The organism is Pseudomonas sp. P867 (genome assembly GCF_019891455.1).
Classification (GTDB): Bacteria; Pseudomonadota; Gammaproteobacteria; order Pseudomonadales; family Pseudomonadaceae; genus Aquipseudomonas; species Aquipseudomonas synxantha_A.
In genome coordinates this window covers 119,862-142,999 of record NZ_JAFLXB010000012.1, presented here as the reverse complement: position 1 = coordinate 142,999, position 23,138 = coordinate 119,862, and the positions used below count along the sequence as shown (strand labels likewise).

21 protein-coding genes are annotated in these 23,138 nt (G+C 61.9%); 10 read left to right on the top strand and 11 right to left on the bottom strand.

Annotation, left to right across the window (positions count from 1 at the left end; translation table 11 throughout):
* Positions 1–16: 16 nt before the first annotated feature.
* Together J1G33_RS20995 and J1G33_RS20990 are read right to left on the bottom strand one after the other, a co-directional pair.
* Positions 17–811: a class II aldolase/adducin family protein gene (locus J1G33_RS20995; RefSeq protein ID WP_005787679.1), complete on the bottom strand. Its 795-nt coding sequence runs from the start codon at positions 809–811 to the stop codon at positions 17–19.
* 106 nt (positions 812–917) lie between these two features.
* On the bottom strand, positions 918–1,823 hold the full coding sequence (locus J1G33_RS20990; RefSeq protein ID WP_032876242.1) for a LysR family transcriptional regulator: 906 nt from the start codon (positions 1,821–1,823) through the stop codon (positions 918–920).
* A gap of 213 nt (positions 1,824–2,036) precedes the next feature.
* Here J1G33_RS20990 and J1G33_RS20985 point away from each other — a divergent pair, with 213 nt between their 5' ends.
* The 5 genes from J1G33_RS20985 (at position 2,037) to J1G33_RS20965 (ending at position 7,462) form a co-directional block, all read left to right on the top strand.
* On the top strand, positions 2,037–2,648 hold the full coding sequence (locus tag J1G33_RS20985; protein ID WP_078821119.1) for a cysteine dioxygenase: 612 nt from the start codon (positions 2,037–2,039) through the stop codon (positions 2,646–2,648).
* Positions 2,645–4,228, top strand: coding sequence for a rhodanese-related sulfurtransferase (locus J1G33_RS20980; RefSeq protein WP_103734399.1), 1,584 nt, complete (start codon positions 2,645–2,647; stop codon positions 4,226–4,228). Before J1G33_RS20985 ends, J1G33_RS20980 begins: the two co-directional genes overlap by 4 nt.
* Positions 4,229–4,310: 82 nt before the next feature.
* Positions 4,311–5,285 (top strand): ABC transporter substrate-binding protein, encoded by a 975-nt coding sequence (locus tag J1G33_RS20975; protein ID WP_223018676.1) that lies wholly within the window; start codon positions 4,311–4,313, stop codon positions 5,283–5,285.
* 66 nt (positions 5,286–5,351) lie between these two features.
* On the top strand, positions 5,352–6,521 hold the full coding sequence (locus J1G33_RS20970) for an acyl-CoA dehydrogenase family protein (protein ID WP_223018675.1): 1,170 nt from the start codon (positions 5,352–5,354) through the stop codon (positions 6,519–6,521).
* Positions 6,518–7,462, top strand: a complete 945-nt coding sequence (locus J1G33_RS20965) for a D-isomer specific 2-hydroxyacid dehydrogenase family protein (RefSeq protein WP_032876254.1) — start codon at positions 6,518–6,520, stop codon at positions 7,460–7,462. Before J1G33_RS20970 ends, J1G33_RS20965 begins: the two co-directional genes overlap by 4 nt.
* A 44-nt stretch (positions 7,463–7,506) precedes the next feature.
* On the opposite strand, the gene J1G33_RS20960 is transcribed toward J1G33_RS20965, so the two are convergent.
* The 5 genes from J1G33_RS20960 to J1G33_RS20940 form a co-directional block, all read right to left on the bottom strand.
* Positions 7,507–8,388 carry a LysR family transcriptional regulator gene (locus tag J1G33_RS20960; RefSeq protein ID WP_005787668.1) on the bottom strand — a complete coding sequence of 294 codons (882 nt, stop codon included), beginning with the start codon at positions 8,386–8,388 and terminating at the stop codon, positions 7,507–7,509.
* 180 nt (positions 8,389–8,568) lie between these two features.
* On the bottom strand, positions 8,569–9,186 hold the full coding sequence (gene ycaC, locus J1G33_RS20955) for an isochorismate family cysteine hydrolase YcaC (protein WP_005787666.1): 618 nt from the start codon (positions 9,184–9,186) through the stop codon (positions 8,569–8,571).
* A gap of 24 nt (positions 9,187–9,210) precedes the next feature.
* Positions 9,211–11,049, bottom strand: a complete 1,839-nt coding sequence (locus tag J1G33_RS20950) for an amidohydrolase (protein ID WP_032876260.1) — start codon at positions 11,047–11,049, stop codon at positions 9,211–9,213.
* Complete coding sequence (locus J1G33_RS20945; protein ID WP_032876263.1) at positions 11,046–11,636, bottom strand: antibiotic biosynthesis monooxygenase; 591 nt, start codon at positions 11,634–11,636, stop codon at positions 11,046–11,048. The genes J1G33_RS20950 and J1G33_RS20945 overlap by 4 nt, the downstream gene beginning before the upstream one ends.
* A gap of 124 nt (positions 11,637–11,760) precedes the next feature.
* Positions 11,761–12,666 (bottom strand): LysR family transcriptional regulator, encoded by a 906-nt coding sequence (locus J1G33_RS20940; protein ID WP_032876265.1) that lies wholly within the window; start codon positions 12,664–12,666, stop codon positions 11,761–11,763.
* Between the two features lie 203 nt (positions 12,667–12,869).
* Between J1G33_RS20940 and J1G33_RS20935 the strand changes: the two genes are divergently transcribed.
* Positions 12,870–13,268 (top strand): AraC family transcriptional regulator, encoded by a 399-nt coding sequence (locus J1G33_RS20935; protein WP_103734404.1) that lies wholly within the window; start codon positions 12,870–12,872, stop codon positions 13,266–13,268.
* A gap of 58 nt (positions 13,269–13,326) precedes the next feature.
* A complete protein-coding gene (locus tag J1G33_RS20930; RefSeq protein ID WP_223018674.1) occupies positions 13,327–16,098 on the top strand; it encodes a winged helix-turn-helix domain-containing protein in 2,772 nt (923 codons plus the stop codon).
* Here J1G33_RS20930 and J1G33_RS20925 read toward each other — a convergent pair.
* Together J1G33_RS20925 and J1G33_RS20920 are read right to left on the bottom strand one after the other, a co-directional pair.
* Positions 16,045–17,550: a winged helix-turn-helix domain-containing protein gene (locus J1G33_RS20925; RefSeq protein WP_223018673.1), complete on the bottom strand. Its 1,506-nt coding sequence runs from the start codon at positions 17,548–17,550 to the stop codon at positions 16,045–16,047. The genes J1G33_RS20930 and J1G33_RS20925 overlap by 54 nt on opposite strands.
* 95 nt (positions 17,551–17,645) lie before the next feature.
* Positions 17,646–18,596, bottom strand: coding sequence for a GlxA family transcriptional regulator (locus J1G33_RS20920; protein WP_032876275.1), 951 nt, complete (start codon positions 18,594–18,596; stop codon positions 17,646–17,648).
* 181 nt (positions 18,597–18,777) lie between these two features.
* Between J1G33_RS20920 and J1G33_RS20915 the strand changes: the two genes are divergently transcribed.
* Both J1G33_RS20915 and J1G33_RS28105 read left to right on the top strand, forming a co-directional pair.
* The gene (locus J1G33_RS20915; RefSeq protein WP_005787654.1) at positions 18,778–19,500 is read left to right on the top strand and encodes a pirin family protein; all 723 of its coding nucleotides are present in this window, start codon (positions 18,778–18,780) and stop codon (positions 19,498–19,500) included.
* A 145-nt stretch (positions 19,501–19,645) separates the two neighbouring features.
* Positions 19,646–19,993, top strand: coding sequence for a hypothetical protein (locus tag J1G33_RS28105; protein WP_248089694.1), 348 nt, complete (start codon positions 19,646–19,648; stop codon positions 19,991–19,993).
* A 128-nt stretch (positions 19,994–20,121) separates the two neighbouring features.
* Here the strand turns inward: J1G33_RS28105 and J1G33_RS20905 are convergent, their stop codons facing one another.
* Positions 20,122–21,081: a helix-turn-helix domain-containing protein gene (locus J1G33_RS20905; protein WP_223018671.1), complete on the bottom strand. Its 960-nt coding sequence runs from the start codon at positions 21,079–21,081 to the stop codon at positions 20,122–20,124.
* A gap of 109 nt (positions 21,082–21,190) precedes the next feature.
* Between J1G33_RS20905 and J1G33_RS20900 the strand changes: the two genes are divergently transcribed.
* Entirely contained in the window at positions 21,191–21,733 is a 543-nt protein-coding gene (locus J1G33_RS20900; protein ID WP_223018670.1) for an acyl-CoA thioesterase, read from the top strand.
* A gap of 6 nt (positions 21,734–21,739) precedes the next feature.
* On the opposite strand, the gene J1G33_RS20895 is transcribed toward J1G33_RS20900, so the two are convergent.
* A complete protein-coding gene (locus J1G33_RS20895; RefSeq protein ID WP_223018669.1) occupies positions 21,740–23,092 on the bottom strand; it encodes a Fic family protein in 1,353 nt (450 codons plus the stop codon).
* Positions 23,093–23,138: the final 46 nt, after the last annotated feature.

Below are 23,138 nucleotides of genomic sequence, written 5' to 3'. Positions count from 1 at the left end.
TGCTGCGCACTCAGGATCAGTTCTTGTAGTCAGTATCAGTGCGCTCCAACTGGCGTACCAGCGCATTCCAATGCCGTGCCACGCCCGGCCCTTCCCCATTGCTGAACACCTTGGCCTGCTGCTCGACCTTGGCTACCACCTCTGCGGGCGGGAAAACCAACTCGGCATTCCCCGCCGCCTGCGCAGCAATCTGGATATTGCACGCGCGCTCCAGGCCTTGCAGTTGCTGAAAGGCGTGCTCAACGCTGACACCCGCCGTCAACAAGCCATGGTTACGCAGGATCATCACGCTCTTGTCGCCCAAATCCGCGACCAGCCGCTCGCGCTCGTCCAGGTCCAGGGCCACGCCTTCATAGCCGTGGTAGGCCACGCGCCCTGAGAACGCAATGGCGTGCTGGGAGATCGGCAGCAAGCCGCCCTTCTGCGCCGACACGGCAATGCCGTCGCGGGTATGGGTGTGCAGCACCGCTTGCAAATCGTGGCGCGCGCCGTGAATGGCACTGTGGATCACATAACCGGCGTAGTTGATGCCAAGGCCCGTAGGGTCATCGACGAGAGTGCCGTCCAGATCGACCTTAACCAGGTTGGACGCAGTGATTTCATCGAACAACAGCCCAAAGGCGTTAATCAGGAAATGCTCATCGGGCCCCGGCACACGGGCCGAGAAATGGGTATAGATATGGTCGGTCCACTTGTACAGGGCCGCCAGGCGATAGGCGGCGGCCAGTTTGACACGCACCTCCCATTCCTCTGGCGTAACACGTTGGCGGACAGTATTGGAAACACTCGATAGCGAGGTGACGCTGCTCATAACAAAACTTCCTGGATGGCCTTAAGGACGTCAGGCCAGCCTAGGGGAAGCAAAAAAATAATAAAAAGCACATTTTAATCTAAGCTAATTATTATTTTTTTTCATATCACGCCACTTCGCGAACCTTATGCAAAGAAGCCGCCACCCATTGCCCGAACGCATCCACCGGCCCTTGCAGGTTGCCGAGAAAGTGCGGATAGATCAGCCACAAATCCATCACCGGTTTGAAATCCTTGAGCGGCATCACTGCCAGGTGCTCACGCTGAGCGCTGCGTTCCAGCAACGGACGTGGCACCAGGCCAAGGCCCAGCCCATCCGCCACCAGGCCCAGTTGCAACTCGGTGCCGAAGGTTTCCAGGTTGACCCGCAACGCCAGGCCCTGGTCCGACAAGGTGCGCTGCAACCCGGCACGGAAGCCGCAACCATCCGGGTTGAGGATCCAGCCGTTCTGGTACACGTCCGCCAGCTTGCAAGGCTTCTTCGGCAGCTGCGCCTTGGCACAGACCACCACCAGTTCCATCTTGCCGATGGACTCGCCGACAACGTTGTCCGGGAAAATCTTGCCCGCCGGGAACAACGCCACCGCCGCATCCAGTTCGCCGCGTTCGATCTTGCCGACCAATTGGCTGCCCCAGCCGGTGGCAACCTGGGCGCGCAGGTCGGCGTATTCAGTGCGCAGGTGCTTGAGCGCATCCAGCAACACCACATCGCCAATGGTTTGCGGGACGCCCAGGCGTAACACGCCGGTGGGCGGTGCATCGGTGGCCACCAGTTCGCGCAGGGCATCCATCTCACGCAAGATCAGCCGGCATTGTTCATAGACGCGGGTGCCGATCAGCGTCGGCTTGAGGGGTTTGGTGTTGCGGTCGAACAGCTCCACCCCCAGCGCCTGCTCAAAGTTCTGCACACGGCGGGTAATAGCCGGCTGGGTCAGTTGCAACGACTCGGCGGCATGGCTGATGGACTGGCAACGAATCACTTCGACAAAGGCATCGATATCGTCAATTTTCATTTGGGCCGCACATAGAGATCAGTCATTAAGATGTGCGTGAAGCATAGTTGTCGCACACCGCTCTGGATAGCCCACCTTGGGATCGATAACGTCTAACGCTATTCACGGCGGTTCTAAATTACCTGTGGCTATAAGCTAATCATTAAAAAATAGCATATTAACTATAAACATTATGCTTATATAAACCCATCACAACAGCACGATGGAATGGTCATGCCCCAGGCCCGACACCCCGAGAGACTCAGAGCCTTCATAGGCGCCCTGGCGGAATTGATCGACGCCAACCCACGTGAAGGCGACCTGCTGCACCGCGGCGGCAAGCTGCTGGCGCAACTGGTCAGCCATGATGACTGGCTCCCCGACGAGTTCGCCCAGCCCGATCCCGAGCGCTATCAGCAATTTTTGCTGCATGCCGATTCGCGCCAGCGTTTCAGCCTGGTCAGTTTTGTGTGGGGCCCAGGGCAAAGCACGCCGATTCATGACCATCGGGTGTGGGGGCTGATCGGCATGTTGCGGGGCGCTGAGTTTTCCCAGGGCTTTGCACGTGCGCCCGACGGCAGCCTGGTGGCGCAAGGCTCACCCGTCCAGCTGCTGCCGGGCCAGGTCGAGGCGGTATCGCCCAAGATCGGCGATATCCATCAGGTCAGCAATGCCCACCGCGATCAGGTGTCCATCAGCATCCATGTATACGGCGCTAATATCGGTGCGGTACGCCGTGCGGTGTACCAGCCCGACGGCAGCGAAAAATTGTTTATCTCCGGTTATTCCAACGCCACGCTCCCGAACATCTGGGACCTGTCCAAAGAAAAGAGCCCTGCCCTATGACCACCGTATCGACCCGCAGCTTTGCCCAGATTCGTCAGGCCCTGTTGGACCGTGAGGAGCTGGCGTTGATCGACGTGCGTGAAGAAGCGCCGTTTGCCGAGTCCCACCCGTTGTTCGCCGCCAATATCCCGCTGTCCAAGCTGGAACTGGAGGTGTACGCACGCATTCCACGCCGCGATACCCAGGTCACCCTGTATGACAACGGTGAAGGGCTGGCCAGCCGCGCTGCCGAACGTCTACTTGAGCTGGGCTACACCCAGGTCAGCCTGCTTGAGGGGGGACTGGACGGGTGGCGCCGCGCGGGTGGCGAGCTGTTTATCGACGTCAACGTGCCGAGCAAAGCCTTTGGCGAGCTGGTGGAAAGCCAGCGCCACACGCCATCCCTGGCCGCCGAAGAAGTCCAGGCCCTGCTCGACAGCCAGGCCGATGTGGTGGTGCTCGATGCCCGCCGTTTCGACGAATACCAGACCATGAGTATTCCAACCGGTATCAGCGTGCCGGGTGCCGAGCTGGTCTTGCGCGCCCGCGAACTGGCGCCAGACCCGGCCACGCGCATTATCGTCAACTGCGCCGGGCGCACCCGCAGCATTATTGGTACCCAGTCGTTGATCAATGCCGGCCTTCCCAACCCGGTCGCGGCGCTACGCAACGGCACCATCGGCTGGACCCTGGCCGGGCAAACACTTGCCCACAGCCAAGCCCGCCGCTTCGCGCCAACGCCAGAGGAACATCGCCAACCCGCCGCCGAGGCTGCACGCCGCGTTGCCGACAAGGCCCGTGTCGGCCGCGCCACCCTTGGCGATCTACACCACTGGCAGCAGGACACGACGCGCACCACCTACCTGTTCGATGTGCGCACCCCGGAAGAATTCGAAGCCGGGCACCTGCCCGGGGCACGCGCCACACCCGGCGGGCAACTGGTGCAGGAAACCGACCACGTCGCCAGCGTACGCGGTGCGCGCCTGGTGCTGGTCGATGATGACGGCGTGCGTGCCAATATGTCCGCCTCCTGGCTGGCTCAGTTGGGTTGGCAAGTGCATGTGCTGGATGACCTGCAAGCCGAGCACTTCAGCGAACGCGGCGGGTGGGTCGCGCCAGTGCCTGCGCCACCCCAGGCCGAACTGATCAGCCCGCACACCCTCGCCGACTGGCTGGGCCATGGTGACACCGTGGTGCTGGACTTCACCGCGAGCGCCAATTACGTCAAACGCCATATCCCCGGTGCCTGGTGGGTGCTGCGTGCGCAACTGCCCCAGGCCCTGGCCAAGGTGCCGCGTGCCCAGCGCTACGTATTGACCTGCGGCAGCAGCCAATTGGCACGTCTGGCGGTGGCCGAGGTGCAAGCGCTGACCGGCCAGCAGGTGTTCGTGTTGCAGGACGGCACTGCCGCCTGGATCGCCGCGCAACTGCCCCTGGAGGAAGGCGAAACCCACCTCGCCTCACCGCGTATCGACCGCTACCGTCGCCCCTACGAAGGCACCGACAACCCACGGGAAGCCATGCAGGCTTACCTGGATTGGGAGTTCGGCCTGGTCGAGCAACTGGCCCGCGACGGCACCCATGGTTTCTACGTGATCTGACCTGCTGCTGCATCGTTTTCGCCTATCCGACCCCTTCTCCAGGTGGAGGTATCCCCCTTATCCAACGCCTGGAGTGTGTCCCATGCTGTACGCCATCCCTTTCAAACACCTGCTACTGGGCGCCGCCCTGGCCCTCGGCCTGCTGTCCAGCGTACAGGCTGCCGACCTGCAACCGCTGCGCGTGGCCAACCAGAAATCCACGATCAAGGCGCTGCTGCAAGCCTCTGGCGAAACCCGCAACGTGCCCTACGAAATCAAGTGGTCGGAATTCCCCTCGGCCTCGCCCTTGGGCGAAGCGCTGAATGCCGGCGCCGTTGATGTCGGCGCCCTCGGTGACGCTCCTTATGTGTTCGCCCTGGGCGCCGGCGCATCGCTCAAAGTGATCAGCATCATCCATGCACAAGGGCGTAACACCACCGCGCTGCTGGTGCCCAAGGACTCGCCGATCAAGACCGCGGCCGATCTCAAAGGCAAAAAAATCGTCACCGGGCGCGGCTCCATCGGGCATTACCTGGCGATCAGGGCCCTGAACGATGCGGGCCTGAGCACTCAGGATGTGCAGTTCATATTCCTGCTGCCTGCCGAATCGCGGCTGGTGCTGGACAACGGCACTGCAGACGCCTGGGCCACCTGGGACCCGTACACCACCGTGGTCACCTCACAGAGCAACGCTCGCGTGCTGGTCAGCGGTAAACACGTGCTGAGCAATCACCTGTACTTCGCTGCGACCGGCCAGGCCATTGCCGACAAGCGCGCGCAACTGGACGACTTTGTCGCACGGGTTGACCGCGCCTACGCTTGGGCCAACGCCCACCCCGATGAGTATGCCGCCGCCCAGGCCAGGATCACCGGCTTGCCGCTGGCCGTGCATATCGAAGTGGCCAAGGACACTCACCTGTCGCCGGTCGCGATTGACGACGCGGTGATCAGCGGCCTGCAAGCCACCGCCGACACGTATGTAAAAGAGGGGCTGCTGCCCAACCGCATCGATGTCTCCCATGGCTTCGATCCAAGCTTTAACGCCAAGCGTGCCACCCTCGACCAGGCCTTGCGCTAAAGAGGGATGCAGTGCGAGCCCCGCTCAAGGCTAGACACCCTCCCACACTTGACCGAGTACATGCTGATGACTCACTCGTCTCTACGCGCTGTAGACGTCGTCGATTTCGACACCACGCTCACCCGCCTCAGCGCCGAACTGGCCGGGACCGCTCATGTCTATGACGAAAGCGGCGCCTTCCCCCACGCCAACTTCAACCTGTTGCACCAACACGGCCTGGTCGCCCTCACCGTCCCCAGCGCCCTCGGCGGCGGCGGTGCCAGCCTGGCACAGGCGCGCAAGGCCATCAGCGCCCTCGCCAAGGGCGAGCCCTCCACGGCGCTGATCCTGGTGATGCAGTACCTGCAACACGCCCACCTGCAAGACAGCAAAACCTGGCCCCGGCACCTGCGGGTACGCGTCGCCGAGGACGCGGTGCGCAACGGTGCGCTGATCAATGCCCTGCGCGTCGAGCCGGACCTGGGCACACCGGCCCGTGGCGGTTTACCCGCCACCACCGCCGTGCGCACCGTTGACGGCTGGCGTATCAGCGGGCGCAAACTCTACTCCACCGGCAGCCATGGTTTGAGCTGGTTCAGCGTATGGGCGCGCAGCGACGACGCAGACCCGCTGGTGGGCGCCTGGCTGGTGGCCAAGGACAGCCCCGGCGTGAGCATCATCGACACCTGGGATCACCTGGGTATGCGCGCCACTTGCAGCCACGAGGTGGTGCTCGACAACGTGCTGGTGCCACTGGACCACGCCGTCAGCGTCAGCCCCTTTAGCGCGCCGCAGCCGGAGCTGGATGGCGAAGGCTTGCTGTGGATGTCGGTGCTGCTGTCGTCGGTTTACGACGCGGTGGCCCAGGCGGCGCGGGACTGGTTGGTGAATTGGCTGCAAGAGCGCAAGCCATCCAACCTGGGTGCTGCGCTGTCCACTTTGCCGCGCTTTCAGGAAACCGTCGGCCATATCGACACATTGCTGTTCGCCAATCGCAGCCTGCTTGAGGCTGCCGCTCAAGGCCACACGCCGACCGCCAACGCCGCACAATTGAAATACCTGGTGACCGGTAACGCGATCCGCGCCGTCGAGCTGGCCATCGAAGCCTCGGGCAACCCAGGCTTGTCACGCCATAGCCCACTGCAACGGCATTACCGCGATGTGCTGTGCAGCCGCGTGCATACCCCACAAAACGACGCCGTGCTGCAAGGTGTCGGCAGAGCCGTGTTTACCCAACACCAGAAGGAGCGCCCATGAGCCACGTGATAATTGCCAGCCAGTTGGACGAAGACTTCAACCAGGTCATTCGCGAACGACTGGCGCCGCTGCACCCCCAAGCTCAGGTGATCGGTGTGCCGGTGGGTGCGCCGAACGACCTGCCACCCCAGGCCAATATCCTGCTGTTGCGCCCGATCAATGTGCGCGGCTATATCGCCCCCGACACGCCCCCACCGGGCTGGCCCTACGGCGCGCAATGGGTGCACCTGGTGTCATCGGGCATCGACTTCTACCCGCAGTGGCTGTTCAACGGCCCGCCTGTGAGCACGTCCAGGGGCAGCGCGGCCGACAACCTGGCCGAATTCGCCCTGGCAGCAATCTTTGCCGCCGCCAAACACCTGCCGGACATCTGGGTGAAAGACTCGCAGTGGAATTTCACCGCCCTGCGCCCGCTCAAAGGTACCACCCTGGGTATCTTGGGCTTTGGGGCGATTGGCGAAAGCCTGGCGCAAAAAGCCCTGGGCCTTGGCCTCAAGGTGATCGCGCTGCGTCAGAGCCAGGCTCCGTTCAGCGCCGGCGTGGAGGCCGCCACTGACATCCACGACCTGTTCGCCCGCGCCGACCACCTGGTGGTGGCGGCACCACTGACCGAGGCAACGCGGCACGTTATCAACCGTGACGTACTGGGCAGCGCCAAGCCGGGGCTGCACCTGATCAACATCGCACGCGGTGGCTTGCTGGATCAGGAGGCGCTGCTGGAGGCGCTGGATAACGGGCAGATCGGGCTGGCATCGCTCGACGTGACCGAGCCGGAGCCGTTGCCGGACGGGCATCCGCTGTATACCCATCCCAGGGTGCGGTTGTCGCCGCATACGTCGGCGATTTCTACCAACAGCAAGGAGGAGATTGCGGATACGTTCCTGGCGAATCTGGAGCGGTATGTGGCGGGCCTTGAATTAACCAACGTAGCAAACGCCTGACGCTATTCAAAGTACAGGAGCTGGCTTGCCTGCTCCCACACGTATCAGCAACCGCCAGCCAGGCGTTCACGCAGGAACTCGACCAACGCCTGTACCGGCCGTGAACTCTGCCGGTGCTGGGGGTACACCGCCGACAACGTCAGGGCTTCGGGCGCGAACTCGTCCAATACGCTGACCAGGCGACCGTCCTTCAATGCCTCGCCGACTATGAACGTCGGCAGGTAGGTAACCCCCAACCCGGCAATGGCGGTGTCACGCAGCAAATCGCCGTTGTTGACCCGCATGCGCCCGCTCACATTCAGCGCTTGCAGCTTGCCCTTGAAACGCCATTGCACCTGGCGGCCGTGACCGTAAGGCAGGCAGTCGTGGTCGGCAAGGTCGTCAGGTTTTTGCGGCGTGCCGCGCAAAGCCAGGTAATCGGGGCTGGCGCAATACACCCTCGGGATGCTGGCGATACGGCGGGCGATCAAGGTGGAATCTTCCAGGGTGCCGATCCGCAGCACCAAGTCGTAGCCTTCGCCGATCAGGTCTACCGGGCGGTCGCTGAGATCAACCTCCACCGACACGTCGGGATAGCGCTGCAGGAACAGCGGCAGCAGGCAACCCAAGTGCGCCATGGCAAACGAAAGCGGCGCACTGAGGCGAATCGTGCCGCGCGGTTCGCTGTTCTGCCCGGCAATGCCCTGCTCCACCTGCTCGACATCACTGAGCAGGCGCAAGGCGGATTCGTAGTAACTCTGGCCCAGTGGCGTGACATCCAGGCGCCGCGTGGAGCGATTGAGCAGGCGCACGCCCAGGCGTTCTTCTAGCTGGATCAGGCGGCGGCTGACAAATTGCTTGGACAGGCCCAGTTGCTCGGCGGCGGCGGTGAAACTGCCGGACTCCATGACCTGACAGAACAGGCGCATGTCTTCGAAGGGGTTCATTGTCGCTACTCAGTGGACGATGGGCTGTTTTATAGCGGGTTAAGAGGCACACCACAAACCTGATGTGGGAGGGGGCTTGCTCCCGATAGCGGTGGGTCAGTCAATTAATCCATATCTGACTCACCGCTATCGGGAGCAAGCCCCCTCCCACAGGGATTACCTACAAGTTTCGAGAACCGGTTATTTGGCAGTAAACGCCGAGTAGCTGTTCATCAGGTTGCGGTAGTTGGGGATGCGCGGCGACAGCAGGTTGGCCAGGCCTTCCATGTCGTTGCGCCAGTCCACTTGCAGCTCGCAGGCCACCGAGAACCAGTTCACCAGTTGCGCACCCGCGGCGGTCATACGTGCCCAGGCAGCTTGTTGCACGGTCTCGTTGAAGGTGCCGGAGGCGTCAGTGACCACAAACACCTCGAAGCCTTCGGCCAGGGCGCACAGGGTCGGGAAGGCAACGCACACATCCGTCACCACACCAGCAATGATGATCTGCTTACGGCCGGTGGCCTTGACGGCCTTGACGAACTCTTCATTGTCCCAGGCGTTGATCTGGCCAGGGCGAGCGATGTACGGCGCGTCCGGGAACAGTGCCTTGAGTTCCGGAACCAGTGGGCCGTTGGGGCCGCTTTCAAAGCTGGTGGTCAGGATGGTCGGCAGGTTGAAGAACTTGGCTACGTCGGCCAGGGCCAACACGTTGTTCTTGAACTCGTTGGGGGAAAAATCCTGCACCAGGGAGATCAGACCGGTCTGGTGATCGACCAGCAGGACAACGGCGTCATCTTTGTTCAAGCGCTTGTAAGTCATGGGTTAACTCCTTCGATTTGCTGATTAAAAGGCAAAGCACGAGCAGCCGAACGCGCCCCAGAAACCCTGGAAGTCGCTGACCGGCACGCTGGAAAGACGGGCTTTTTCATGGCTGTGGGCGTGTACGCCGCACGGGCCGCTGCACTGATGTACCTGCGCCTGCATCGGCGAAGTCGGGCGCCAGTGCCCCGGCACCTTGGCCACCGGCGACCAGTCCGGCAGCACCGGCACGCGCGGCGGGGCGTAATCTTCGAAGTCGCCAGCGCCGTAGACGACCTTGCCGCCGACCACGGTGAGTACCGACTCGATCCACTTGATGGCTTCTTCATCGACACTGAAAAAGTCCGCCGACAGCGCTGCGACATCGGCCAACTGACCGACCTTGATCTGGCCTTTCTTGCCCTGCTCGGACGAGAACCAGGCGCTGCCGTGGGTAAACAACTCCAGCGCGGTAAGGCGCGGCAAGCCCTCGGCATGCAGCTCCAGGCCGCCGACCGTGCGGCCGCTGACCATCCAGTACAACGAGGTCCAGGGGTTATAGCTGGAGACCCGCGTGGCATCGGTGCCCGCCCCTACCGGCACGCCTTCGGCCAACATGCGCTTGATCGGTGGCGTGGCTTCGGCGGCCTTGGCGCCATAGCGCTCGACAAAGTACTCACCCTGGAACGCCATGCGATCCTGGATCGCAATACCACCGCCGAGGGCGCGCACCCGTTCGATGTTTTTCGGGGTGATGGTTTCGGCATGGTCGAAGAACCACGGCAGGCCATTGAACGGAATGTCTCGGTTGACCTTCTCGAACACGTCGAGCATACGCGAGATGGATTCGTCGTAAGTGGCGTGCAGGCGGAACGGCCAGCGCTGTTCCACCAGGTGGCGCACCACCGGTTCCAGCTCCTGTTCCATGGTCAGCGGCAGGTCCGGACGTGGTTCGAGGAAGTCTTCGAAGTCCGCAGCGGAGAACACCAGCATCTCCCCGGCACCGTTGTGGCGCAGGTAGTCGTCACCCTGATGCAGGGTGACGCTGCCGGTCCAGTTCTTGAAGTCGCTGAGTTCTTCCTTGGGCTTTTGGGTGAACAGGTTGTAGGCGATGCGCACCGTCAACTGCTGGTCCTTGGCCAGTTGCTCGATCACCGCGTAATCGTCCGGGTAGTTCTGGAAACCACCGCCGGCATCGATAGCGCTGGTCAGGCCCAGGCGATTGAGTTCGCGCATGAATTGGCGGGTGGAGTTGACCTGGTATTCCAGCGGCAGTTTCGGGCCTTTGGCCAAGGTCGAATACAAAATCATCGCGTTGGGCCGCGCCACCAGCATCCCGGTGGGGTTGCCGTTGCTGTCACGTACGATCTCGCCGCCCGGTGGGTTCGGCGTGTCCTTGGTGTAGCCGGCCACGCGCAGCGCCGCACGGTTGAGCAAGGCGCGGTCGTACAGGTGCAGCACGAACACCGGCGTATCCGGCGCGGCCTGGTTGAGTTCTTCCAGGGTGGGCATGCGTTTTTCGGCGAACTGGAATTCGTTCCAGCCGCCGACCACGCGCACCCATTGCGGCGTGGGGGTACGGTCGGCCTGGTCCTTGAGCATGCGCAAGGCATCGGCCAGGGACGGCACACCCTCCCAGCGCAGTTCGAGGTTGTAGTTCAGCCCGCCACGGATCAGGTGCAGGTGCGAGTCGTTTAGGCCGGGGATGACGGTGCGGCCCTTGAGGTCGATCACCTGGGTGCCGTTGCCGCGCAGGGCCATGGCCTCACCGTCAGTGCCGACAGCAACGAAGCGCCCGTCGCGGATGGCGACGGCGCTGGCGCGTGGGTTTTCCCGGTCCACAGTGTGGAACTGGCCATTGAACAGAATCAGATCGGCGTTCATAGGGTTTCCTTTACAGAGGCTTCAAGCCAGGGAGCGAACAGGCGGGTGGCTGCCGGCATCAGCAGGTACACCACCAACAGCACGATGGTGAGGGTGACCAAAAAGGTCGAGACCACGTAGTTGGACAAAAACGGATGCAGCCGCAGGATCGGCCCCCAGATAAAGGGCAGCAGCAAGGTTTGCGGCAGGATCACAAGCAGGCTGACCACCGCCTGCTTCCAGCGCGGCGGCTTGGCGGCGCCGTCGGCCTGAGGGGCGAACCAGAACTCATTGGCGCCGCCGATTTCAGTCTGATCGCCGTCAGCCAGCATGGGCGCGGCTTCGTCGATCAGGGCCTGGCGTTGCGGGGAGTCGAGCCACAGTTCCAGGGCATCGGTGGAGCTATAGCGCAATACGCAGGTGAACAGGGCCGTGCCGTTTTGCTGGCTGCGCACCACGTCGACGCCCAGGTGGCCGGGGCGTTCGCCAGCGATACGCACGATGCGGCGTAGCCAGGCTTCGTACTCGGTTTCACGGCCGGGCTTGACCCGGTGCTTGACGACCAGCGTGACGACTTCGTCAGAGCTGGTTTTAGGTGTTGGGTCCATGATTGGGTGACTCCCCCGCAGGATTGAGCGATGGGAGGAGTTTGCCGGGCCGGGGGTACTGGGAATTGGATGTATGTGCTGTCTGGGTTTCTGTGGGAGGAGATCACCGACAGTCACTTGGCAGTCAGCTCGCCGCCATATGCTCGGCAATCCGCCCGCGTAGCCAGCGCTCCGCCGGGTCATTGTCATGCACCCCGCTCCAGACCATCGACAGCTCCGCCGCATCAATCGCAAACGGCGGATCCTCGGCCCGCAAGCGGGTGCCTTCGGTCAACGCGCACGCTGCGTAGTCCGGCACGGTCGCGATGATCTGTGTACCCGCCAGCAACGCGCGCAACCCGCTGAACTGCGGCACCGCCAGCACCACCCGCCGCGAGCGACCGATGCGCGCCAGGTCCAAATCGATATTGCCGCTCAAGTCCCCTGAAAACGACACCATTGCATGGGGCCTGGCGCAGTAGTCATCCAGACTCAGCGGCGCCTCACCGTCATCCCCGCGCAACACCTTGCAGGGAATATCCCGCAGTTTCTTACGTTTGGCATTGGCCGGCAGTTCGGTGGTGTAGCTCACCCCGACCGAAATTTCGCCGCTGGCCAGCAGCGATGACATCAACAGGTAATTGGCCCGGCGCACCACCACGATGATGCCCGGGGCCTCCTCGCGCAATTGGCTGAGCAACGCGGGAAACAGCCCGAACTCGGCGTCATCGGACAGGCCAATGCGAAACACCGCGCAACTGGTGGAAGGGTCGAAATCCTTGGCGCGGCTGACGGCGCCGGAGATGGTGTCCATGGCCGGTTGCAGCTCCTTGAGTATTGCCACCGCACGTGGCGTGGGCTCCATGCCGCGACCGTTGCGCAGCAACAACGGGTCGTCGAACAAATCGCGCAGACGGCCCAGCGCCGCGCTGACCGCCGGTTGGCCCATGAAGAGCTTCTCGGCAACCCGGGTCAGGTTTTTTTCGAACATCAGGGCCTCGAAAATCACCAGCAGGTTCATATCGACGCGACGCAGGTCGTTGCGGTTCATGGCGGTATCCAGACAATTTGCAGAGGGCAAGCAAAGCATGCCCCGCACGCCTGCGATTGCATAGCCGTGCTGTCTTTTATGCGACGGCACCTGGCGAAATTAACAACGATTAACTCGTCAGCCAGGCGGCCCGGCAACAAGATAAGCCGCGTCTACACTGCATCCATTCACGGGAACGCTCCCATCGACTGCGGATATTTGTCATGGCCCGACTTGAGCAATATGCCCCTCGTTTGTCCGCCACCGGTGGCCTGTGCCCCCGGCGCGAGCGCATCGCCAAGCAATTGATCCTCGCCAATCTCGGCGAAAGCCTGGCCATCGCCGACCTGGCCCAGGCCTGCGCCTTGTCGCGCAGCCATTTCTCCCGCGCCTTCAAATGCACCACCGGGGTGTCGCCCCAGGAATGGATTCGCCAGCAGCGGATTCTGCGGGCCAAGGAATTGATCACCGGTTCGTCCTTGAGCCTCACGCAAATCAGCCTAGAATGCGGATTCTGCGACCAGGCGCACTTCTGCCATATGTTCACGCGCAGCGAAGGTGTGAACCCGATGACCTGGCGAAATCACCACTCGCGTCCCAAACCTGACGTGATCGCCGCCTAGTGGTCGTGACGCAGCTGGAATATGCTGGCCCAACCCCTACTCCATAACCTGGGCAACCATGACAGACCTGAGCGACCAGGCCGTGCACTTCGGCCCCTACTGCATCCACCCGCGCCAGCGCCTGGTGCTGGAGGCTGGTCGCCCGTTGCGCCTGGGGCGGCGGGCGGTGGATATCCTGCTGATCCTGCTGGAGCAAGCCGGCAATGTGGTGAGCAAGCAGGAGCTGATCGCGCGGGTCTGGCCCACAAGCGTGGTGGAAGACGGCAACCTGCGGGTACACATGGCGGCGTTGCGCAAGGCGCTGGGTGACGGCCAGGCCGGGCAGCGCTATATCGTCACAGTCGCCCAGCGCGGCTACAGCTTTGTTGCGCCACTGAGCATCGAACCGATGACGCTACCCACTGACGGCGCCCCCCAGCGCCCGCGCCATAACCTGCCGCTGCGACGCACGCGAATGATCGGCCGCCAGGCCCTGATCGACGCGCTGGTGCAGCAACTGCCGCAGCAACGCTTCATCACCCTGACCGGCGCCGGTGGCATCGGCAAGACCACCGTGGCCCTGCGTGTCGCCGAATTGCTGATCGGGCATTACCGCGATGGGATTCATCTTCTGGACCTGGCGCCGCTGAGCGCCGCATCGATGATCCTGCCCAATCTCGCCGCCCTGCTCGGCCTCACTCCCGGCGAAAATGCGCCACTGGTCAGCTTCGCCCGCAGCCTGCAGGCGCGCCAGATGCTGCTGGTGATCGATAATTGCGAGCACCTGCTCGACGACATTGCCCTGATCAGCGAAACCCTGTTGCGCCATGCGCCGCACCTGCACATTCTCAGCACCAGCCGCGAAGCCCTGCGCGCCGAGGGTGAACATGTACAACGCCTCGAACCGCTGGCCTGCCCGCCCGCCACCGGCAACCGTGCCCAGGCCCTGGGTTACCCGGCCATGCAGTTGCTGATCGAGCGGGCGATGTCTCATCAGGACAGCTTTGCCCTCAGCGAAGCCGAACTGCCGTTGGCAATCGATATTTGTCAGCGCCTGGACGGCATTCCCCTGGCGATCGAACTGGTCGCCGCGCAGATCGAACGCTTTGGCTTGCAGGGGCTGCTGGTGCAGATGGAGGACAACTTCCGTCTGCTGACCCGCGGGCGACGCAGTGCCCTGCCCCGCCAGCAAACCCTGCGAGCTACGCTCGACTGGAGTTTTGACCTGCTCACCGAATGCGAAAAAATCTGCCTGCGCCGGCTCGCGGTGTTTCGCGGTGGTTTCAGCCTGGTCAGCGCGGCGGCGGTGATCGCCGGGGAAAACATTGCCCCGGCCCAGGTGCTGGGCTCCATCACGCAACTGGTGGCCAAGTCGCTGTTGAACGTGGAAGCCAGCGATGACGAGATGGTTTATCGCCTGCTGGATATTACCCGCACCTATGCCCTGGAAAAGCTCAGCCAGGCCGGCGAGCTGCACGCCACTCGCGAACGCCACGCCGCCAGGTGCCTGGCGCTGATGGAACAGGCGCAAGGCGACTGGGAACTGATCGCCACGCAGCCCTGGCTCGACCGTTACGCACCGCTGCGCGAGGACGTGCGCGCCGCACTCGACTGGAGCTTTACCGAGGAAAACGAGCACCTGTTGGCCATTCGCCTGACGGTCAGTGCGATGCCGCTGTGGCAGGAGCTGTCGTTACTGCGCGAGCACGGCGGTTATGTGCACAAGGCGCTGGCGCTGATTGATCAGGTCAAGGCCCCTTGCACCCAATTGACCCTGCAATTGCAGTTGGCTTTGGGCAGTCTTTCGTACCATGCCTTGGGCCCCGCGCCCCAGACCGTCGCAGCCTTCGTGGGTGCCGCACGCCTGGCCGAAATGAATCAGGACCTGGCCGGCCAGTTGCGTGCGGTCTCAGGCCATATGGCCGTGAACCTGTGTGCCGGACGCTATGCCGAGGCGCTGGAGCAAAGCGTACAGTTCGAGCGCCTCGACCCGCGCACCGAACCGCTGCTGGGCCTCAGCGTCCAACGCTTGCGCGCGCTGGGCCAGCACTACATGGGCAATCAGCCGCTTGCTCGTCACCATGCCGAGCAGGTGCTGCAGCGCATGACCCACAGTGGCCACGTGAACCGCTTCGCCCATGGCGTGGGCGTGCAGTACGACCAAAACGTCGCGTCCCTGACCATCTTGGCGAGAATTCTGTGGCTGCAAGGCTTTCCCGAGCGCGCCTGGCGCACCGCCAGCCAGGCGCTGGAGCTGGCGCTGCAGATCAATCACGGCACATCGATTTGCTACACCCTGGCGTTGGCCAGCGTGGTAATCGCCCGCTACAACGGCGCCGAAGACGACGCACACGCGTTGCAAACGCTGCTGCTGGAGCAATCCCACAAGCATTCAGTGCAACTGTTCCAGACCTGGGCCGGGCATTACGCCGGCATCCTGGGTGACAACCATTTGCAGGGTCTGGGACTGATCGAGGATACCTTGATCACACTCGGCTCCCGTGAAGCCGACGCGGCCGCCATCGAAAGGGCACGCAGTGGCGCTGCCGGCTGGTGCGCCGCGGAAATCCTGCGGGTGCGTGCCGAACAGTTGGCGCGTCAAGGTGATATGCGCGTCGCTGAAGCCCTCTTGCTCCAGGCCCTTGGCCTGGCGCGCCAGCAAGGCGCGCTCGCCTGGGAGCTGCGATGTGCGCACTCCCTGGCGCAACTGTGGCAACAGCAAGGGCGCAGCCTGGCTGCCAGGAACCTGCTGAGCCCGATCCACGCGCAATTTACCGAAGGCTTCGCCACCCAGGACTTAATGCGCGTGCGCGGCCTGCTCGACCAGTTGCAAGACAAACGGCCGGCCTGAACACACATCCAGGCAGTCTCCATAACCTTGCTGCAACCGCTGCACCTGGTCCGGATCACGCAATTGTGCCAAAGCATAGCTGCGCACGCAGTTGAGCAACCGGTAGCGCCGCGGGCCAAGCCCAGGCTCGATGACCAGCAGCGAGGTATTGACCAGACGCGCCAACAGATAGGACAGGTCGGCGTGCTCAAGCTCGGTACCGCGTACCATCTCACTCAACGTGGGCAAGCTCACCGCCATCTTGAACAAGGCCAACTGCAAGAACAGCCAGCACTGCGGCAGGCTCAGACGCTCGTAGCTCCAATCCAGGGCAGCGGTGATTGAGCGATGGTGCTCTACCGCTGTGCGGCGACCGCGCGTCAGCCCCTGCAGGCCGCTGCGCAACTGCTGCTGCACTGCGCCGATGCCCAGCGCATCGACCTGGGCGGCCGCCAGTTCGAGGGCCAATGGGATACCGTCCAGGCGTCGACAAATATCGCGCAACGGCGCCAGGTCCTGCGGCCGCAATACAAAATCCTGCTGGCTGGCGCGGGCGCGGGCGACAAACAGCTGCACTGCGGCACACGCCATGGCCTGCTCGACACTGCGGCACGCCGACGGTGAAGGCAGTGCCAGCGCAGGTACACGCAACACCCACTCGCCGGGCGCCAGCAAGGGTTCGCGGCTGCTGATCAGGATACTCACCTCGGGCGCTCTTTCGCGCAGTGTGCGCACCAGCTTTCGACAGGCGCCGAGCAACAGGTCGGCACCGTCGAGCACCAGTAGCAGTTGGCGCGAGGCCAACTGGCGAGACACCTCATCGAGGCTGTCAGTGGGCTTGAACTGCATGACCGTGGCAACGCTGGCAAGCAGTTCGCCAAGGGTTTGCATCTGGGTCAGGTCGAGCCACCACACCCCGTCGCGATAGCGCGACAACACGCGTTCGGCCAGGACCAGGGCCAGCGTACTTTTGCCGACGCCGGCCACACCGGTGAGGGTCAGCAAGCGTTGCCCGGACAAGCGCCGCGCCAGCAGGCTCACCAGCTCTTCGCGACCGAACACCGGGCTGAGCCGGGCAGCCAGGTTATGCGCGGCCGGCAGCGTCGGCACAGTGGCTTGCACGGGGCCAATGAAGCAATAACCACGCTGGGGGTGATTGAGGATCAGGCGTCGTCCGTCCAGCGCCCGGCGCAACGCGGCAATATGCACGCGCAGGTTATTGTCTTCGACGACGCTGTTGGGCCAGACCCGTTCGATCAAGGTGGCCTTGCTGATGAACTGCCCCGGCGCTTCCAGCAGTACCGTAAGAATATCCAACGCACGCCCGCCCAACGGCACCGGCCAGCCAGACTTGCTGACCAGGCGCTGTTGCCGATGAAAGGTGTAGGGGCCGAAGCTCAGCGTCGCAGAATCTTGCATGTCCGTAACTGCGCTGAAACACCCGTGCTTGAGTGCCTGCGCATCCTTTTCCATGGGCTCGGCCCTATCTTGCCAGCTAGCGATGACAGGACAATGCTGGCACGGGGAGCGATACGGACAATCGAGTGCCTCAGACGGACATTGTGTCGTTAACTGAACTGTTGTCGGTATTGGGTCGGGTTCAGGCCCAGTTTTTCACTGAACAGAAAGCGCATATGCCGCACGCTGCCAAAGCCTGCGTGGAACGCCACGGTCTTGAGCGGCAGGTCGGTGGTTTCCAGCAGTTGCCGGGCACGGTCGATGCGTGCGCCCTGCAAGAACGCCATGGGCGTCATCTGCACGTCCTTGGCGAACAGTCGCGCAAAATGGCGTGCACTCATGCCGGCCAGTTCGGCCATGGACTCGATGGTAAACGGCTGATCAAGATGCGCCAGCACGTGGTTCTGCACGCGGGTGATCGCGGTTTCCTGGGGCGCTACCGCAGCCGTCATGGGGCTGAACTGGGCCTGGCCACCCTGGCGCTTCATCACCACCAGCAAGACTTTGGCCACATCCACCGCCACTTGCTTGCCATGGTCCTGGGCAACCACCGACAGGGCCAGGTCGATACCCGCAGTGACGCCGCCGGAGGTAATCAGGCGCCCGTCCTGCAAGTAGATGCGGTCGGTCTCGACGATGGCCTTGGGAAAAGCCTTGATCAAGCGCTCGGTGTAGTGCCAGTGGGTGGTCACGCGGTGCGCGTCGAGCAAACCTGCATGTCCGAGCACAAAGGCCCCGGTGCAGATCGAGCCGAAGCGCCGGGCACGCGGCGCGGCGGCCTTCAGCCAAGGCAGCAACGCGGGATGGCATTCGTTATAGGCACCTGGGCCACCCGGCACCAGCAGCAGGTCATAAGCCGCCTGAGCCTGTTCCAACAGTAGATCGGTCTGGACCACCACACCATTGGATGCCCGCAACGGACCAGGCTCCGTGCCAATGGTCAGGATCTGGTAGTGATCGGCCGCCGGCAGATAGCGGTTGGCAATCGAAAACACTTCAAGCGGCCCGGCCATGTCGAGCAGCAGGAAGTCCGGGAACAGCGCCATGGCCACGGTTTTCATAAGCGGGAAATGTCCATCGAGAAGGAGTGCGACGGGCATTATGGCACGACTTTTACTGTCAACCTGAAGTTGACAGTAATTCTATTTCCACCTTCTTAATCAATCTTTTGTTAACCATTAACCTTCTTCTCAACGCAAGCGCCCTGCATCTCGCAGCCTGCGCTCACTTGAGGACTGGACCATGCTGACCCTTCGCAAAGCTTCCGAACGCGGCGCCGCCAATCACGGTTGGTTGAAGTCGTTCCACACCTTCTCTTTCGCCAACTACTGGAACCCTAAGGAGCAGGGGTTTTCCGACCTGCTGGTGATCAATGATGACCGTGTCGCCGCGGGTAAAGGCTTCGGCCAGCACCCCCACCGCGACATGGAGATCTTCTCCTATGTGCTTGAAGGCGCACTGGAGCACAAGGACACCCTGGGCACTGGTTCGGTGATTCGCCCCGGCGATGTGCAACTGATGAGCGCCGGCAGCGGCGTGGCCCACAGCGAGTTCAACCACAGCCAGCGCCTTGGTGTGCATTTCCTGCAAATCTGGATCGTGCCCAACGAAGCCGGCGCCAAGCCACGCTATCAGCAGGAGCACTTCAGTGAAGCGCAAAAACGTGGGCGCTTGCAGTTGATCATCTCGCCGGACGGCGCCAACGGTTCGCTGAAAGTGCGCCAGGACGCGCGGGTGTATGCCGGGCTGTTCGACGCTGACGAAAGTACCCGCCTGGAGCTGGCACCGGATCGCTACGCCTACGTCCATGTGGCACGCGGCAGCGTTGAACTCAATGGTCAGCGCTTGCAGGAAGGCGACGGTGTGCGAGTGCGGGACGAGCGCCAGATCCGCCTGAGCCATGGCGAGGACGCCGAAGTGCTGGTGTTTGACCTGCGCCCCAACGAACTGCCGCAGATGCCATGACGGTCACGGTGATGGCCCCGTAAGCGGGACCATCGCTGGCATCGATAGTCACCATCAGCGCAATGAAGTTCTCTTAAAACATGCAGCGCGTAACATCAAACCCATGCCAAACGGCACCCAACTAAAGCACTCGGAGCACACCATCATGAAACGCCAAATCCTGCTTAGCCTCGCTTTCTCGGTACTCGCTGCAAACGCTTTTGCCCACCCGGTAGTCGCTGAAGGCGGTGCCGACCGGCTGATAGAAACCCGTGTTGCCGAAGGCGGCGCGGATCGCTTGCAGGAACGTGGTCTGGCCGAAGGCGGTGCTGACCGCTTGCAGGAACGTGGTCTGGCCGAAGGTGGTGCTGACCGCTTGCAGGAACGTGGTCTGGCCGAAGGTGGTGCTGACCGCTTGCAGGAACGTGGCCTGGCCGAAGGTGGTGCTGACCGCTTGCAGGAACGTGGCCTGGCCGAAGGTGGTGCCGAGCGTCTGCTGAGCTCCCACGTATAACCCCGCGCTGTTTGCGGGAGCCCCCAAACCGGCCTGATCAGCCGGTTTTTTTTCGTCTGCGATTTGCTCGGCTGCCAGGTCGCCTCCGGGGGAAGTCGAATCGTCGCAGCGCCCCTTCCACATTTGAGTCAGCCCTGGATGATCAGGAATTTCTTGCGATACGCCGCCGGCAACATACCCACCCGCTGCTGAAACAGGCGCCGAAACGAATTGCTGTCTTCATAGCCAACGGCATAGGTAATGCTGTCGAGCGTCATGCGCGTTGACTCAAGCATCTGCTTGGCCCGTTCCAGACGCAGGGTTTGCAGGTAGCCGATTGGCGTATGACCGGTGGCGTCCTTGAAGCGGCGCTTGAAATTACGCACGCCAAAGCCGAAGCGCCGGGCCACCTCGTCGATCACCAATGACTCGGTAAAGTGCTGCTCCAACCAGTGCTGTACGCGCAGAATCTCGCTATCCCCGTGGCTTTTGGGCAACGACCACATGGCGTACACCGACTGTTCGGTGCGCCCGGTATCGATCAGCAAATATTTGCCGCAGGTATAAGCCAGTTCCGCAGAGCCGAAGCGGCGGATCAGGTGCAGCATCAAATCCATCGCCGCCGTGGCGCCACCGCAGGTAATCAAGCGGTTTTCTTCGCAGAGGATCTGCCCCTCATCCAGGCAGACCTGGGCATAGCGACGACGGAAGAACTCGGTAAACGCCCAATGGGTGGTGGCGCGCAAGCCCTGCAACAGGCCCGTCTCGGCCAAGAGAAACGCGGCCGTGCACATCGAGGCCAGCACTGCGCCACGACCATGCTGCTCACGCAACCAAGGGCCGTAAGCGGCAAACGTCGGCAAGACTTCCTTGAGGGTAAACAGAAAGCCTGGGATCAATACCAGGTCGGTCCGGGCCACCTGCGCCACGCTGCAATCCACCTCCAGGCGCTGGCCGCCCCATGTCACCACCGCCTGCCCATCCAGGGAAGCCAGCACCACCTCAAAGCACGGGCTATCCGCAAACAGGTTGGCCGCACTGAGTACTTCCATGGCAAGGGTGGCATTGGCAGCGGAACATCGGTCAGCCAGAAGCAAGGTAATGTGCATTTAAAAACCAGTTTGCGCTTTTCGCATGAAATAAGTCATTTGCGCACCTACCTTATCCGATTCCTCGCCTTTACAGTGCGGTCATTGTTCAACTGTCTGGCGTCTTTTCATGAATCTCTGGTTTCGATTACTGCACATGCTGTTGCGTCGCCCCTGGCGCAAACCGGTCCACGGCCTGGCCACTACGGTGGTGCGCATGAGGGTTTGGCCGTTGGACCTGGATCTGAACCGGCATGTCACCAATGGTCGTTATTTCACCCTGGCAGATGTGGCGCGCATGGATTTTGTGTTGCGCACGGGTGCCTTTCGCGTGGCGCTGCGCCACAAGGCAGTGCCGATCGTAGGCGATACCTGGGGCAAGTTTCGCCGCGAGTTGAAGCTGTTCGAGGTATTTGAAGTGCACACCCGAATGCTCGGCTGGGACCACAAGTGGAGCCTGATGGAGCACCGCTTCGTCAGCCATGGCCGAGTGATCGGCGTGGTGGTGATCCGTGGAGTGTTCCGCGGCGCCAAGGGCAACGTGCCGCCGTCGGATTTCGTGCGCGAACTGGGTCTGGAAGAGACTTCGCCGCCTATGCCCCAATGGCTCAGCGACTGGGCGCGCAGTTGCGATCAGATGAGTGCGCAACTGCGGGCAGAGGAGCAAGATTGAAAAACCCTAGCTTTTCGGCTTCAGCTTCTTCAAGTTGGCTTGACCATCCTCTCTAGCAACGTACAAGAAACTCTTGCCTTCCTGCACTTTGAACAGCACCTTCATGCCGGCCAGCCTCTCCAGGTCCTTGCGTGCGGTGTTTTCCGAAATGTCATAGTCGTGCGTGAGTTCCTTGGGCGTAAAGATGCGCCCAGGGTGGTGGAGCACTTTTTTCAAGAAATGCCCTTGTCGGTAATTCAGCTCAGCCTGCAATCCAAGCGTACCCAGCCAGCCCATCAGTTCCACGGCTTCTTTACGTTTGCTTTCAAAGTACGCCATGAATTCGTTAATGGCGCGCTCGATAACCCTTAATTGATAAATGACGAAATAGGTCAAATCAAAAGCGTCGGTTTCCGTATGAACATATGAGCGCCCATATTGCATGGGTGCCTCCTTGAGCAGTGTGCTGATGGAGATGTACTCAAAGGGCCAGTAACCGCTTTTGAGCATGAACCAGTAAAATAAACACCGCGCAGTGCGCCCGTTGCCGTCCCTGAATGGGTGCTCATAACCGAGCATGAAGTGCAGGATGATCGCCTTCACCACGGGATGGATAAAATGCCTGCCGGCTTGGCCGTCATGTCGGTCATTTGCAAACCGGCAAAGCGCTTCGAGCCTGTCCGGCAGCAGCGCTGCCTGAGGAGGTTGGTGAACGACTTCTCCCGCAGCCCCGCCCACAAAAATATCGTCAGCGATTCTAAGCTGCCCAGGATGAACGTCGCCCTCTTCAATCCCCGCCGTAGCGATGCCGTGAAACTCGCAGATCAGCGCGATAGAGAGGTTTGCATCCTTGCTGTATTTGGCCCGCTTCATCAGATGATAGTTGTTCAGGATCATCCGCTCATCGTCATTCTGCGGCGTGCGCTCCTTGACCAACATGTCCTTGGCGATCTTGCGAGTGGTAGCAGCGCCTTCCAACTGGGCACTGGAGATTGCCTCCTCCATCATCAATGAATCGACCAGATACTGAGTGTTGTCGCGGTATTGAGGAGAGGAAGCAGTCGCCCCTCCTAGCCTGGACGTGACTGACTCCACGGCATGAATCACCGCGTCGCAAAAATCAGTGGTGTACAGGAAAAAAGGCCTGCCGCATTCACTGCGCAGCTCCAAGGTTTTGCTCGCACACGCACGGGACATTTTGATAGCGGCCCACGCTGCCTCTTTGTTGAGGCCCGGTGCGGGATAACGGCGAAACTCATCCCAGTGCAAATACCTACCTTTGTCGTCGATCGCCTTGAAAGTGCGAGCCAGCTCGAAAATTTCCAGGCCGTAGCGTTTTAATAACACCTCGAAATCAACCGGTTTCTGGATCTTAGCCATGGCCGAAACTCAATTTATTAAAATTGAGTTGATCGTTGCGTACGGA

Bases quoted from the DNA above. Each gene is read 5' to 3' on its own strand.
- J1G33_RS20995 (WP_005787679.1), bottom strand. From the start codon at position 811: ATGAGCAGCGTCACCTCGCTATCGAGTGTTTCCAATACTGTCCGCCAA.
- J1G33_RS20990 (WP_032876242.1), bottom strand. From the start codon at position 1,823: ATGAAAATTGACGATATCGATGCCTTTGTCGAAGTGATTCGTTGCCAG.
- J1G33_RS20985 (WP_078821119.1), top strand. From the start codon at position 2,037: ATGCCCCAGGCCCGACACCCCGAGAGACTCAGAGCCTTCATAGGCGCC.
- J1G33_RS20980 (WP_103734399.1), top strand. From the start codon at position 2,645: ATGACCACCGTATCGACCCGCAGCTTTGCCCAGATTCGTCAGGCCCTG.
- J1G33_RS20975 (WP_223018676.1), top strand. From the start codon at position 4,311: ATGCTGTACGCCATCCCTTTCAAACACCTGCTACTGGGCGCCGCCCTG.
- J1G33_RS20970 (WP_223018675.1), top strand. From the start codon at position 5,352: ATGACTCACTCGTCTCTACGCGCTGTAGACGTCGTCGATTTCGACACC.
- J1G33_RS20965 (WP_032876254.1), top strand. From the start codon at position 6,518: ATGAGCCACGTGATAATTGCCAGCCAGTTGGACGAAGACTTCAACCAG.
- J1G33_RS20960 (WP_005787668.1), bottom strand. From the start codon at position 8,388: ATGAACCCCTTCGAAGACATGCGCCTGTTCTGTCAGGTCATGGAGTCC.
- ycaC (WP_005787666.1), bottom strand. From the start codon at position 9,186: ATGACTTACAAGCGCTTGAACAAAGATGACGCCGTTGTCCTGCTGGTC.
- J1G33_RS20950 (WP_032876260.1), bottom strand. From the start codon at position 11,049: ATGAACGCCGATCTGATTCTGTTCAATGGCCAGTTCCACACTGTGGAC.
- J1G33_RS20945 (WP_032876263.1), bottom strand. From the start codon at position 11,636: ATGGACCCAACACCTAAAACCAGCTCTGACGAAGTCGTCACGCTGGTC.
- J1G33_RS20940 (WP_032876265.1), bottom strand. From the start codon at position 12,666: ATGAACCGCAACGACCTGCGTCGCGTCGATATGAACCTGCTGGTGATT.
- J1G33_RS20935 (WP_103734404.1), top strand. From the start codon at position 12,870: ATGGCCCGACTTGAGCAATATGCCCCTCGTTTGTCCGCCACCGGTGGC.
- J1G33_RS20930 (WP_223018674.1), top strand. From the start codon at position 13,327: ATGACAGACCTGAGCGACCAGGCCGTGCACTTCGGCCCCTACTGCATC.
- J1G33_RS20925 (WP_223018673.1), bottom strand. From the start codon at position 17,550: ATGGAAAAGGATGCGCAGGCACTCAAGCACGGGTGTTTCAGCGCAGTT.
- J1G33_RS20920 (WP_032876275.1), bottom strand. From the start codon at position 18,596: ATGAAAACCGTGGCCATGGCGCTGTTCCCGGACTTCCTGCTGCTCGAC.
- J1G33_RS20915 (WP_005787654.1), top strand. From the start codon at position 18,778: ATGCTGACCCTTCGCAAAGCTTCCGAACGCGGCGCCGCCAATCACGGT.
- J1G33_RS28105 (WP_248089694.1), top strand. From the start codon at position 19,646: ATGAAACGCCAAATCCTGCTTAGCCTCGCTTTCTCGGTACTCGCTGCA.
- J1G33_RS20905 (WP_223018671.1), bottom strand. From the start codon at position 21,081: ATGCACATTACCTTGCTTCTGGCTGACCGATGTTCCGCTGCCAATGCC.
- J1G33_RS20900 (WP_223018670.1), top strand. From the start codon at position 21,191: ATGAATCTCTGGTTTCGATTACTGCACATGCTGTTGCGTCGCCCCTGG.
- J1G33_RS20895 (WP_223018669.1), bottom strand. From the start codon at position 23,092: ATGGCTAAGATCCAGAAACCGGTTGATTTCGAGGTGTTATTAAAACGC.